This is a genomic window from Streptomyces xingningensis (assembly GCF_054957865.1).
In genome coordinates this window covers 40,377-54,165 of the sequence record NZ_JBDJPF010000051.1, presented here as the reverse complement: position 1 = coordinate 54,165, position 13,789 = coordinate 40,377, and the positions used below count along the sequence as shown (strand labels likewise).

Annotated in this window: 6 protein-coding genes; 5 read left to right on the top strand and 1 reads right to left on the bottom strand. The window is 73.3% G+C overall.

Annotation, left to right across the window (positions count from 1 at the left end):
- Positions 1 to 435: 435 nt before the first annotated feature.
- Together ABCR83_RS23900 and ABCR83_RS23895 are read left to right on the top strand one after the other, a co-directional pair.
- Positions 436 to 4,296 carry a serine protease gene (locus ABCR83_RS23900; protein WP_462697204.1) on the top strand — a complete coding sequence of 1,287 codons (3,861 nt, stop codon included), beginning with the start codon at positions 436 to 438 and terminating at the stop codon, positions 4,294 to 4,296.
- A gap of 51 nt (positions 4,297 to 4,347) precedes the next feature.
- On the top strand, positions 4,348 to 5,322 hold the full coding sequence (locus ABCR83_RS23895) for a bifunctional riboflavin kinase/FAD synthetase (protein WP_462697203.1): 975 nt from the start codon (positions 4,348 to 4,350) through the stop codon (positions 5,320 to 5,322).
- Positions 5,323 to 5,406: 84 nt separating this feature from the next.
- Here ABCR83_RS23895 and ABCR83_RS23890 read toward each other — a convergent pair whose 3' ends face one another.
- Positions 5,407 to 8,052, bottom strand: coding sequence for an SCO5717 family growth-regulating ATPase (locus tag ABCR83_RS23890; protein ID WP_462697202.1), 2,646 nt, complete (start codon positions 8,050 to 8,052; stop codon positions 5,407 to 5,409).
- 319 nt (positions 8,053 to 8,371) lie between these two features.
- Between ABCR83_RS23890 and ABCR83_RS23885 the strand changes: the two genes are divergently transcribed.
- From ABCR83_RS23885 to ABCR83_RS23875, 3 genes are all read left to right on the top strand, one after another.
- Positions 8,372 to 9,244, top strand: coding sequence for a protein kinase family protein (locus ABCR83_RS23885; protein ID WP_462697201.1), 873 nt, complete (start codon positions 8,372 to 8,374; stop codon positions 9,242 to 9,244).
- A 5-nt stretch (positions 9,245 to 9,249) separates the two neighbouring features.
- On the top strand, positions 9,250 to 11,532 hold the full coding sequence (locus tag ABCR83_RS23880; RefSeq protein ID WP_462697200.1) for a protein kinase domain-containing protein: 2,283 nt from the start codon (positions 9,250 to 9,252) through the stop codon (positions 11,530 to 11,532).
- Positions 11,533 to 11,625: 93 nt separating this feature from the next.
- Complete coding sequence (locus ABCR83_RS23875) at positions 11,626 to 13,776, top strand: serine/threonine-protein kinase (RefSeq protein ID WP_462697199.1); 2,151 nt, start codon at positions 11,626 to 11,628, stop codon at positions 13,774 to 13,776.
- Positions 13,777 to 13,789 lie beyond the last annotated feature (13 nt).

Here is a 13,789-nt window from a genome sequence, read left to right as displayed (position 1 = left end):
CCCGCTGCCCCAGCCGCGCGCGGCCCGCGCGGGCGGGGGGCGGGGGGGGGGGGGGGGGGCGCGGGCGCGCCCTTCCGGCTCCCCCCCCCCCCCCCCCCCCCCCCCGCCCCCCCCCCCCCACCCCCCCCCCCCCCCCCCCCCGGCCCCCCCCCCCCCCGCGGCCGCGGGGGGGGGGCGCGCGCCCCCCCCCCCCCCCCCGACGATCCCCCTCACCGGCTGTCTATCCATCTGATACGCAGGATTCACCCCAATGGGCAGGCGCTCGGAGTGAACCAAGGGGGTGGAAGGGGGCGCGTTCAGCCCGCGATCTGTCCCGCCGATCAACCGCTGCCTACCGTCGGAACGTACGGACGTGTGGCTCTCGCCATTACTGCGTAGACGGACGGGTGGCTGTCGCCATGACTGCGTTGACGGCACGGCGGGGAGGTTCGGCGGATGAGCGGTCGGCGGACCGATGCGAGCGAATCCCTGGTGCGCATCACCGATCTCGCCGGGCGGCCACGCGGCACGGGCTTCCCCGCCGACGACCGCTCCACCCTGATCACCAGCCATGAGGCCGTCGACGGCCTGGCCTGCCTGGTGCTGCACGCACCCGGCGACCGCACCTGGGTGGTCGGCGCCGAGGCGGTGACCCCGCTGGCCGAGTGCGACCTGGCCCTGGTGCGCACCGAGGGGCTGGGCATGCCACCGCTGCCCATCGCCGCGGCGGCGCACATCGGGTGCGGTACCAAGGTACGGCTGCGGGCCGGCCGCTGGCACCACGCCGAGGTCGTCGGCGATGCCCTGGTGACCTACACCGCGACCGACCGCTTCCATCTGCTGGGCGCCGCGCTGGAGTTGTCGATCGCCGAGCGCACCGCGCTGCGGCTCGGCGAGGAGGCCACCGGCGGGCCGGTGCTCGACGCGAAAACCGGAGCCGTCGTCGCCGTCCTCGGTACCGCGCTACAGGCCGACCGCCGGGCCGCGGGTTTCGCGATCCCGCTGCACGCCACCGCCGCCGCCCGTCCGGGCGGCCCGCTCGCGGAGCTCCTGGAGCGCAATGCGGCGACCGTCCCCGCCTATGGCCCCGACCTCAATCTGGCGGGCGCCCTCCAGCTCACCGCCACCTCCCTGGGCTCGGTGGCCACCCCCCACGCCTGGCGCGAACCCGTCGAACGCCCCGAGACGGAACGGGAGTTCACCCACTTCCTGGATCCCCGGGAGGGCGACCCGGCCCGGGTCCTCGGCCTGGTCGGCGAGCCCGGTACGGGCCGCACCACCGAACTCGGCGCCCTCGCCGGGCGACGGGCCCGCGGGCCCGAGCCCGCGCCCACCCTCTGGCTGCGCGGAGCCGACCTGCGCGCGGACGACGAGAGCGTGCGCGACGCCATCGCCCGGGCCCTCAAGGCGGCCGGCCGCATCGTCACCGCCTCCGCCGGGGCCACCGGCACCGTGGGGGACACCGCCACCGCCACCCCCGAGGCCGTCGCCGAACTCGCGCACCGCGTCGCCCGGCCACTGCTCGTCCTCCTGGACGGCCCCGAGGAGATGCCGCCCCTGCTCGCCCACGCCCTGCCCGCCTGGACGACCGGCACGGCCGCCTGGCTGGAGGAGACCGGCACCCGGCTGATCGTCGCCTGCCGCCCCGAGCACTGGGAGACAGCCGGCGGGCTCTTCCCGCCCGCCCTCCTCCACTCGCCCACCGCCACCCTCCGTGCCGCCCACCCCGTCCAGTCCTCACCCGCCCTCCCGCCCTGTGTCCGGCTCTGCGACCTCACCCCCGACCAGGCCGCCGCCGCCCGCACCGGCTATGCCATCCCCGCCGACGCCATCGACCCGGCGGACGACGGCCACCCGCTCGCCCTCCGCCTGCTCGCCGAGGTCCGGGCCGCCCTCCCGGCCGGCACCGGACGCGCCGACGCCCGCGGCCTCCCCGACCGCTGGGACGTCTTCTCCGCCTACCTCGACCTGATCTGCCTGCGCATCGCCGTCCGGCTGGCCGCCGCGAAGCGCCCGCCACTGCGCGGCGCCGCGGTGCGGCGGCTCGCCGCCCGGGTGGCCGGGCAGGTGCACGAGGCGGCCCGGCTGTGCCTCGGCCCCGGCCAGGGCGAGCTGGAGCGCGAAGCCTTCGAGGAGCTCTTCCCCTGGCGCACCGGCTGGGCCTCCGCCGTCCTCACCGAGGGCCTGCTGGTCCCGGCGGGCGCCGGCTACCGCTTCGCCCACGAGGAGTTCGCCGACTGGCTGCACGGCACCCACCTCGACCTCGACGCCGCCCTGCAGGCCCTGGTCCACCGCTGGTACGAACCCGAGGGCCCACCCGCCGAAGCGGTCGTCCGCCTCCCGTCCCGCCCGGGCGGCGCTCCGGCCGGCCCACCCGAGGGCCATGTGCCGCCCCCGCCCGGCTCCCGGCCGTCCTCCCGGCCGTCCTCCCGGCCGTCCCCCCGGGCCGGCCGCCGCAAGGGCCGCCGCACCACCCCCAGCCCCCAGGAGACGCCCAGACCCCTGCCCGTGCCCCGGCACCGCATCGGCCCCGTGCTCCAGGCGCTCATCATGCTCGCCCGGCGCTCCGGCCCCACCGAACTCTCCCGCCGCCTCACCGCGCTGGTCCACGCGGTGGAGATCCTGGTACCCAAGGGCGCGCGGCAGAACGGGCAGACCCTCACCGACCCCGCCTGGTGGGCGGCCCATCTGCTGGCCGAAACGCTGCTGCGCGTCCCCGACGCCACCCCCTACCTCCGCGTGCTGCGCCTCCTCGCCGACCGCGTCACGGCCCGCTCCCGCGCCGCCGGAGGCTTTGCCGCCGACGCGACCGACGTCCTGGGGGGCCTCACCGAATTCGGGCCGTCCTTCTGGCTCCGGCTGCGCCTCGGCCTCGCCGACCGCCTCGACCTGCTGCGCCGCCTGCTGCCCGCCGACGGCCCGCCGCCCGGCGCGAACCCGGACAGCGCACCGCCGGCCTCCGACCGCTTCCTGCCCGCGACCGCCGCCCTGCTCCTCGAGGACCCCGCTGCCGCGCAGCCCCTGATCTGCCGCTGGTTCACCGACGACCGTCCGCTGCTGGCCACCCCCGACGACAGCGCCGACTTCGCCCCGCCCACCGTCGCCACCGCCGCCCAGGCACTGCTGCACACCCACCGCCGCCGGGCCCTGGACGACCTGACCGAGGCACTGGTCGGCACCGCCCACCCCCGCGCCGACGAACTCCTGGCCGCACTCACCGAGGACGAGCCCTCCGCGCTCTGCCGCGCCGTGGACCGCTGGGCCCACGACGACCGCGTCGAACTGCATGTCGCCGCCGCCGCGTACGGGCTCAAGGCCGCCCCCCACGTCACCACCGACGCCGACCGCGAACTGCTGCGCTACTCCGCCCTCGCCCTGCTCGCCCGGCCCGCCGAGGACGCCCTGCACGGCACCGCGCTCACCCTGCTCGTCGGCGACCACGACACCCGGGCCAAACACCTCCCACAGGCCCTGGCCCGGTTCGCGGCAGGCGACCCGCACCTGCCGCCCAGCGCCCTCGCCGCCGCCCTCAGCACCCACCCCGAACCGGTGCTCGGCGCCTTCCGGGCCCGGCTCTACGAACTCGGCGACGGCCCCGCCGCCGTCCTGCGCACCCTCGCCGAGGTCACCGCCCCCACCCTGGCCCGCCGCGCGGCCGCACTGGTCAGGGAGCACCTGGAACACCGCCCCGAAGACGCCCGGCACGCCGCGGACTTCATCGACCGGCGGCTGGAAGACGGCCCCGCCGCCCGAGCCGTCCTCTTCCCGCTCGTCACCGACCTGCTGCGCACCCGCCCCGCCCAGGTCCGCCGCGCCCTGGCGCCCGTCCTCGCCGCCCCCGGCGCCCCGCAGTCGCGCCCACTGCGCCAGGAGCTGCTGGAGGTGCTGCTGGAGCGTGAGGAGCAGGAATCCAAGGAGCACGGCATCACCGTGCTGGACGTGCTGCTGCGCGCGGTGGCCGCGGGCGCGGCGGAGTACCCCGAGGCCCGCACCCGCGCCCTCGTGCTGCGCACCGGGGAGCTGATGAACCGCACCCCGGAGGGCGCCGCCTGCTTCGACCGCCGGATGACGCAGCTGGCCCGGGAGATCCCGGCCTTCGGCACCCGGGTGCGCGGGTGGCTGAAGTCGGCGCCCGCGCAGTGGGCGGAGGTGGTGGGAGCGGCCGCCCGGGTCAGGCTCAGCGCGGGCGGCACCGAGCCGGAGGTCGAGCACGAGCCCGCGGCGGCGGATGAGGCGGACGATCCCGACGGGTCGGGGGAGAAGCCTGGCGGAGCACCGGCCGATGCGGACCGTCGGCAACCGGCATGGCACTCTTAGACCTGCGTAATCGACAGACACAAGTTCGGGTTCGGGCGAGGAGCGGGCACAGTGCAGCGCTGGCGTGGCTTGGAGGACATCCCCCAGGACTGGGGGCGCAGCGTCGTCACCATCGGCTCGTACGACGGGGTGCACCGAGGGCACCAGGTGATCATCGGGCGCGCGGTCGAGCGGGCGCGTGAGCTCGGGGTGCCCTCCGTGGTGGTGACCTTCGACCCGCACCCCAGCGAGGTCGTCCGGCCCGGCAGCCACCCGCCGCTGCTGGCGCCGCACCACCGGCGCGCGGAGCTGATCGCGGAACTCGGTGTGGACGCGGTGCTGATCCTGCCGTTCACCAAGGAGTTCTCCAGGCTTTCGCCCGCCGACTTCGTGGTGAAGGTGCTGGTCGACAAGTTGCACGCCAAGCTGGTCGTCGAGGGCCCCAACTTCCGCTTCGGACACCGCGCGGCGGGCAGCGTCGCCTTCCTCGAGGAACTCGGCAGCACCTATGACTATGGCGTCGAGGTCGTCGACCTGAGGCTGTCCGGCGAGGCCGGGGACGGCCTGCCGTTCTCCTCCACCCTGACCCGGCGCCTGGTCGCCGAGGGCGATGTCGCGGGCGCCAGGGAAATCCTCGGCCACCCCCATCGCGTCGAGGGAGTGGTGGTCCGCGGCGCACAGCGCGGCCGCCAGCTGGGCTTCCCGACCGCGAACGTCGAGACCCTGCCGCACACCGCGATCCCGGCGGACGGGGTCTACGCGGGCTGGCTGGTCGTCGCCGGGGAGGCGATGCCCGCGGCCATCTCGGTCGGCACGAATGTGCAGTTCGACGCGACCGAGCGAACGGTCGAGGCCTATGCGATCGACCGCGTGGACCTCGACCTGTACGGGCTGCAGGTGGCCGTCGACTTCCTCGCCTACCTGCGCGGCATGGAGAAGTTCGACTCCATCGAGGCATTGCTCGAATGCATGGCAGACGATGTCCGCCGGGCCCGGGACCTGGTGGCCGCGCACGAGGCGACCCCATCCAGCCCGTCCGGCGTCTGAGGACAACACCGCGCAGCGGTGTTTCGGGGAAGCCCCCGGTCAAGGGAAGGGGCAGGGTGGGGGAAACCCCCACCCTCCGCGCACCTACCCCTGCGGATACCCATACCCCCCCGGCTGGGGCGGCTGCTGCTGCGGCCACCCACCCTGCTGCGGATACGCCCCCGGCGGCATCGGCTGCGGCGCCTGCCCGGGGCCGTAAGGACTGTACGCTCCCGGAGCGGCACCCGGCCCGGGCTGCCCCGGCATGGGACCCGCGCCCTCCGGCGCATACCCACCCGGCGCGGGCTGGACCTGCTGCGGCCCCCCGCCCCACAACCCCTGCTGAGCCCGCACAAAATCCTCCGCCACCATCGCGGACAGGGTGAAGTACGCCTCCCGCGTCTTCGGCCGCATCATCTCGAGGTCCAACTCCGCCCCCGCCGCGAGATGTTCATCGAACGGCACCACCACAACACCCCGGCACCGGGTCTCGAAGTGGGACACGATGTCCTCCACCTTGATCATCTTGCCGGTCTCCCGCACCCCCGAAATGACCGTGAGGCTTCGCGACACCAGCTCGCTGTAACCATGCGCGGAGAGCCAGTCCAGCGTGGTGCTCGCACTGCTCGCCCCATCGACGGACGGCGTCGACACGATGATCAACTGGTCGGCGAGATCGAGGACTCCGCGCATGGCGCTGTAGAGCAGTCCGGTTCCCGAGTCGGTGAGGATGATCGGGTACTGCCTGCCCAGCACGTCTATCGCCCGCCGGTAGTCCTCGTCGTTGAAGGTCGTCGAGACGGCCGGGTCCACGTCATTGGCGATGATCTCCAGGCCGGACGGGGCCTGCGAGGTGTAACGCCGGATGTCCATATAGCTGTTCAGCCGGGGGATCTCCGACACCAGGTCACGGATCGTCGCACCCGTCTCACGCCGCACCCGGCGACCCAGCGTGCCCGCATCGGGGTTGGCGTCGATCGCAAGGATCTTGTCCTGCCGCTCGCTGGCCAGCGTGGCACCCAGGGCCGTGGTCGTGGTCGTCTTGCCGACGCCGCCCTTGAGGCTGATGACCGCGATGCGGTAGCAGGAGAGGACGGGCGTACGGATCAGCTCCAGCTTGCGCTGCCGCTCGGCCTCTTCCTTCTTGCCGCCGAACTTGAACCGGCTGCCGCTGCTCTGCCTCCTCGGCTTGGGCTTGCTCTTGAGCAGGCGCTCCGACGACAGCTCCACCGCCGCGGTGAAACCCAACGGCGCGCCGTGCACGGACCGCTGGCGCTGCTCGGGCGTCACGGTGGGCCAGCCACCGGTGCGCGGATCGGCGGGCGTGCCGGGCGGCACCGGACCGGCAATGCGCGGATCCTGGACGGGGCTGGGCTGTGGGGCTTGCGGGGCCAGTGAGTTCGGATCCCCGGGAGTCGGCTGCGGCTGCTGCTGTGGTTGCTGCTGCAGAGGCTGAACGGGCGGGACGGGCTGTACCGGCTGGGCGGGCTGCGCGGGTTGGACGGGGCCGTTTGTCGCGCTCTCCGGGCCCGGGTAGCCATAGCCGCCCGGCGTCTGGGGCGCGGCCGGCAGCGCGGGCGCGCTCTGCGGCACACCCTGCGGCTGCTGACCGTAAACACCGTTCGGCACAGGCAGGTTGTACGTCGGAGCCGGAGCCGGAGCGGGCACCTGAGCCGCGGGTGGCTGAGCCGACGGTGGCGCCGGCTGCTGCAGTTGATAGCCGTCCTGACCGACAGGCGTCACGGGCCCCTGGGCATAGGGCCCCGGCTGACCGAAGCCCCCCTGCCCCGGCTGAGGCGCGGCCGGCAGCGCGGGAACGCCCTGTGCCGCCTCGGGGCCCACGGCCCCATAACCGCCCTGCGGCGCAGCGGGGTTGGGCCCGCCGGGCAGCGCGGCCTGCGGCGCCGAAGGAGCCCAGACGGCCGGTGCCACCCCATCGCCGGGGGTGGGCGCGATCGGAGCGGGAACGGGAACAGGGACGGGAGTCGCAGGCTGGAAGTCCGGCGGCAGGGGCGGCAGCGATGTCTGAGGCACCGAAGGCGGGGTCCATGACTCCGTGGAGGCATTAGGCGCATCCGGGGCATCTCGAACATCCGGCGTGGCCATCAGTGCGTCCACCGGTTCCCCGCCCTTGCCCTCCTCGACCCTCCTCCGCAGCGCCGCGGAGGAGAACCGCATGGTGCCCTCACTCCGCAGAGTGCCACCCGCCACCTCGGGGGCGCCCTCCGGGACTTCGGCGGCGCCGGCCGCACCGCCGACCGCGGCACCCCCCGCCTCCCCACCCGACTTTTCCGATACATCCGGCTCGTCTGTCTTGCCGACGCGCTCCGTGATCTCGTTCAACAGCTCGGCGGCGGACAGCCGCAGCGTCGCCCCGCGCACGGGCCTACCGCCCTCGGCGGCCTCTCCGTCGGCCGTACCGCCCTCGGACACCGCGCCCCCCTCCGGGACTTCACCGGCCGGGCCCCGCGGCGGCGTCACCGGCAGCGGATCACCGGCGGACGGCACAGGCGCAGCCGAAGGCGTCGGCGCAGCCGGAGGTGGAGACAGGGGAGGGGTCGATGCCGAGGCCGCCCCCGTCCCCTCGCCGGACGGCGTGGTCTGCATGTACCAGGCGGGCGGCGTGTAGTCGATGGTGAACTCGCCGGTCCGCTCCTGCTCCTGCTCCGGATCCCGCTCGTGACCGGCGTCGGACCGGTTCTCGCCGCCTGTGATCCCGGCCGCGCGGATCTCGTCCCGATCGCTGCTCACATTGCCTCCTGCTGGTGTGGCCCGGTGCCCCGTGAAGTCACCTGGCGGGAGCGGGCCGTTCCCATGGTCCGGCCGCCCGGATTCCCCGCCGCCACGCTGCGGGCTGGCTCCGGCGCCGGCTTCCCAAGTGCGTACAGTCATCAAGACTAATCGTCATCAGTGACACTGCGGCAGGCCCGCCGGCCCCTTGGGTGTGCGCGGTACGTCACCGGCCCCCGGGAAGCCATGGAGACCATGGGTGCCGTCAATCCCGGATTGACATATGGGTAGGCTCCTGTCTCCGTATGCCTCCGTAATGTCGACATGAGGGACACCGCACATGGAACCGCCGCGTCTGGGCGATCCGGAATGGATCGGCCCATATCGGGTGCTGGCCCGGCTGGACGCGCGGCTGAGTGACGTCCCGGCCGCTGAGCACCGCTTCATCGCGCGCAGCGCGGACGGCGACCGTACGGTGCTGATCGGCACCCCGCTGGAAGGCACGGACGAGAGCAGGGCGGCCGTGGAGGCGGAGGGCGCCCGGAGGCTGTCCGCCCCCTGGCTCGCCGTCGTGGACGAGGTCGCGCCGCCCGGCGGGCAGGTCTGGCGCGCCGGTCCGTACGTTCCCGCCGTGCCGCTGCCCGCCGCGCTCGCCGCGCACGGCGGACCGCTCCCCGAGCACACCGCCGTCGCCCTGGGCGCCGCGCTCGCCGAGACGCTCGTCGTGCTGCACCAGGCGGGCATCACCCACGCGGGCATCTCCCCGGCGGCGGTCCTGCTGGCCGCCGACGGCCCTCGGCTCACCGGTTTCGGCGCCGCCCGCGCGGCGGCGCCGGACGGGCGCCCGCAACCACCGGGCGATGTCTACGCCTTGGGGGCGGTGCTGGCCTACGCCGTAACGGGACATATAACCCCAAAGCAGAGCGAACTGCCCGAGCGATTCCGCCATCTCATCTCCTCCTGTATCGCCAGCAATCCAGACAATCGCCAGCAAATGACCCAGGTTCTCGATGGGTTGCTGTCGACCGCCACTGCACCCGGTGCCGGCGGCGCGTTCGGCCCCGCTCCCCACCCATACGCCCCACCGGCGGCCGTACTGAGCGGCGGCCGCGCGGCCGCGCTCCTCGGGCCGGGCTGGCTGCCGCCCCGGCCCATCGCCGCCCTCGCCCGGCAGTCGTCCGAACTGCTGGCCGCGGAATCCGGGACGGGCTGACCCGCATGCTGTTCCCTCTCGTTCCCGAAGACCCCATGGAGCTCGGCGGCCACCGGCTGCTGGCCAGACTGGGCGGCGGCGGCATGGGCACCGTCTACCTCGCCCGGTCCGCCCGCGGCCGTACGGTCGCGCTGAAGACGGTGCACCCGCAGTTCGCCGACGACCTCACCCTGCGTACCCGGTTCCGGCTGGAGACCGACGCCGCCCGGGTCATGGGCGGGCGGTACGGAGCCCAGGTCTTCGACGCGGACCCCTTCGCTCCGCTGCCCTGGCTGGCCACCGAGTATGTGCCGGGTCCATCGCTCGACGAGGCGGTGACCGCGGGCGGCCCGCTCCCCGGGCGGACGGTGCGCGCCCTGGGCGCCGTACTGTGCGGTGCGCTGGGGCAGTTGCACGCCTCCGACGTGGTGCACCGGGACCTCAAACCGTCCAACATCCTCATCTCCGCCTTCGGCCCGAAGCTCATCGACTTCGGCATCGCCCGGGCTGTGGGCGACACCCCGTTGACACATACCGGAACCGCCGCCGGAACTCCGGCCTTTATGTCCCCGGAGCAGGCGGCCGGACTGGAACACACCCCGGCGGGCGATGTGTTCGCCCTCGCCGGAGTATTGGTCTTCGCGGCGACCGGACACGGCCCCTTCGGCACCGGCCGCCCGGCCGATCTGGTCTATCGGGTGCGCTATGCGGAGCCCGAGCTGACCGGAGTGCCCGCCGCTCTGCTGCCCATACTGAGCGCCTGTCTGAGCAAGGACCCCGAGAACCGGCCGGACACCGCCGAACTGGCCGGACAATTCGGCCCCGAGGAACCGCAGTTCGCCGACATTCTGCCGGACGGAATACTGGCGGATATCGCCCGGCGCGGCGCCGACGTCTGGCGCGTTCAACCCCATCGGCCGCCCCTGCCACCGCATTCGGCCCACGCCGCGCCGGTACCCGCAAAACAGCCGTCTCCCGGAATGTCACGGCGCGGACTGCTGGCCGTGGCCGGCGGTTCGGTCCTCGGGCTGGGCGCGCTGGGAACGGGTATCTGGGCGTGGTCCGGGCGCGGGGACGACACCACCACCCCGGCCGCCAAACCCACCCCCACGGCCACGCCATCCGCTCGCCGGACACGTCCGGCGAACGTCCCGGAACGCGCGGTGTGGTGGGCCACCCTCGACAAGGCCGACACCGGCTTTGCGCCCACGGAGGTCGGGGACCATGTGGTGGTGATGTCCCGGAAGGGACTGGTCGCATTCGACGCCGGAACCGGCAGCCGAAAGTGGATCAGCGATGCGGTCAAGCAGCCCTTGCAGGTCACCACGGACGGTGAGCGGATCTATGCGTTCACACCGCCGCACACCAAGGACGGTGCGGCGCCCGGCCTTTCGTCGCTGAGCATCAAGGACGGCCGTCCACAAACCCTGGACGCCGATCTCTCCGAACTCTTCGCCGACGACCGGTATCTCCAGCCGCAAGCGCTCGCCGCCGACAAGGGAGCGGTATACCTCTTCGCCCACAAGAGCAACGTCCAGTACTCCTGGGACCGCGACCTGGAACACCGCGTCTCCGCCTTTGATCTCCGTACCGGAAAGGAGCGCTGGCATCACGATTTCAGTTTTGACCGCATGCAAATGGTGAGGGAGTTCGCCGCCGGGCTCGCCGACGGCCGTCTGGTGCTGACCCGCGTGATCGACCGCATGGCCGTGGGCAAGGACGTGCAGAGCAACGACTGGCTGGGCGCCCTCAGAACGAGCGATGGCGCCATGGTGCTGGACACCAATATCCCGAGGCTGGCTTTGGGGGACCAGTCCCCCCTGCCGGGACAGCTCGCGGTGGACGCCGGGCATGTCTGCCTCAAGGGGAAGCTGCTGAGCCTGTACCGGACAACCGACGGCAAGAAGGCCTGGGAGTTCGGCGAGGGGCGTGACAACGGCCGCGTAGGAAGCAAACTGAACCCCTATGGCAGACCGGCGATCAAGGACGGTGTCGTCTACGCGAACGAGGAATACCGCAACTTGATCGCCGTGGACGCCCGCAGCGGAACACTGCTATGGGACAAGACCTTCGGCGATGTCCCGATCAGCTTTGACATTCCGCCACTGGTCGGCGAGAAATTCGTCTATGTCCCGCTCGAATCCACCAGTGGCCGCACCCAGATCGCCGCCGTCGACCGCCACACCCAGCGGACCGCCTGGACCATGGACGTGCCCGGCGGTCTCGGCGCGGGCTTCGCCATCCACCGGCGCGCCCGGCTGATCGTCTGGGCGAGCGGCGACTACATCTGCGCCATGCCCTTGGAGTGATCCCAGCCCTTGGAGTGATCCCAGCTCTTGGAATGATCCCACCGCACCACCCCCGACTCCGCTGTCCCACCACCCTGGAAAGACCCGAACGGCATGCGCTCTCTCGGCATCGGCGACCCCCTCCGGCTCGGCCCCTACCGGCTCCTCGGAGTGCTCGGCGCGGGCGGCATGGGCAAGGTCTTCCTCGGGCGGGACGACGCCGGCCGGCCGGCCGCGGTCAAGGTGCTGCGTACGGAACTGGCGCACGACCCGCAGATGGCCCAGCGCTTCCTCCGCGAGGCCCGGACCGCACAGGCGGTGCACAGCGCGGGAGTCGCCCGGGTCCTGGGAGCGTGGACCGAGGGCGGACGGCCCTGGATCGCCACCGAGTTCCTGGCCGGGCCGACGCTGGAGCAGGCCATCGCCCGCCACGGCCCGTTCGGCCCGGCCGCGGTACGGGCACTGGGCGCGGCCCTGGCGCACACCCTGCGCGACATCCATGCGGCGGGGCTGGTGCACCGCGACATCAAGCCGTCCAATGTGGTGCTGACCTCCACCGGTCCGCGCGTCATCGACTTCGGCATCGCCCGCCCCGAGCACGGCTTCACCCTCACCGCCACCGGCCATGTTCCGGTCACGCCGGGCTTTGGCGCGCCCGAACAGGTGCTGGGGCGGCGGGTGGGTCCGGCGGCCGATGTCTTCTCGCTGGGCGCAGTGCTGGCCTTCGCGGCCGGCGGACGCCGGATCTATGACGGCACCAATGTGCCGGCCGTGCAGTACAAAGTGGTGCACGAGGACCCGGACCTGACGGCCGTGGCGGATCCACTGCGCGCACTGATCGAGCCCTGTCTGGCGAAGGACCCGGCCGACCGCCCGCTGCCGGAGCGGATCGCCGTGGACCTGGCGCCGCCGAGGGACCCCCGGCGGATCTGGCACAAGGGCCCGATCGCCGACGACATTTCCCGAAGCGAGTCGGAGGCCAGGAAGCTGGCGGCATTCACCGGCACTCCCGGTGCCGGGCCGGGGGCGGCGCCGAGCCGGAGAGGCCTGATCACCGCTCTGGCGGCGGGCGGGGCCGTGGTGCTGACGGCCGGCGGCGCCGGAACGCTGTGGCTGCTGCACAAGGACGGCAAGCCGATCCGGCAGCCGGGCACCGCCACCACCCCAACGGCCACCACCTGGGTGGCGAAGCGCCTGACGCGGGCCGAGTACAACGACGGTGCGGCACCGCCCGAGTTGTGGGGGCCCAGCTATGTCCACGGTGCGCCGGCATGGCCCCTGCCGCTGCGGGACCTGGTGGTGGTCGGCGTGGGGGACAAGATCACCGGTCGCCGGGTGACCAACGGCGAGGAGGTGTGGGGCCTGCCGGGGGAGGCGTATATCGCGCCCTCGCCCGGCCTGCTGGTAGTGGCCGGACCGGGGGGTGAGCTCCTCGGCATCCGAAGCACGACGGGCGAGCGACTGTGGTCCGCGAAGCCGGACAAGCGGCCCAAAGCCCTCATCGCAGCGGACAACTCGGCCGTCTACTTCACCACTTTGGTCAAGAGCGATACGGCGACTGCCACCCTGTGTGCCTTCGGCTTGGCCAACCGCTCCCCGCTGTGGTCCCGCTCCTTGCCGGTGAGCAGCGGCCAGTTCACCCCCGCGTGGGGCGCGACGGGCGAGGGACGACTGGTCGTCACCGGCACGGACGGCAAGGTCGTCGCGTTGGACGCGGGCACGGGGGACTCGAAGTGGGAGGCGTCCAGCCAGTTGAAGGCACCCGGCCAGTCGGCCATGGGGATGCCTCCGGTCGTCTCCGGCAGCACCGTCTACCTGGGCGGCCAGGCGCTCACGGCCCGGGATGTGAAGACCGGCAGGCAGCTGTGGTCGGTGCCTGCCAAGAGCGACACCGGCTGGGGCCCGCCGGCCGTCGACGGCGACCTGCTGTACGCCACCGACGGCGCCCGGCTCTGCCGCCTCGACAAGCGGGAACGCAAGGTGACCTGGCAGCGGGAACTCCCCGGCACCCTGCCCTGGCCGCTGCCGCCCGTGCTGCAGGGGGACACCGTCTGGGTGGCCCCCGACATCCACGGACAGACCGGCTTCATGGCCGTGCACCGGGACTCCGGGAAGGTCGCCTGGACTTACAGCCCAGGGGAGCTGGAAGCTCGCGACACCGAACATGGGCGGCTGCTGGACGACGCCCGTTACCAGATGGCGGGAGCGGGCAACCGCGTATTCGTGGTCGGCAGCGGCAAGTTGAGCGTCATGCCCGTGTTCTAGGGCGCCGCTGCCC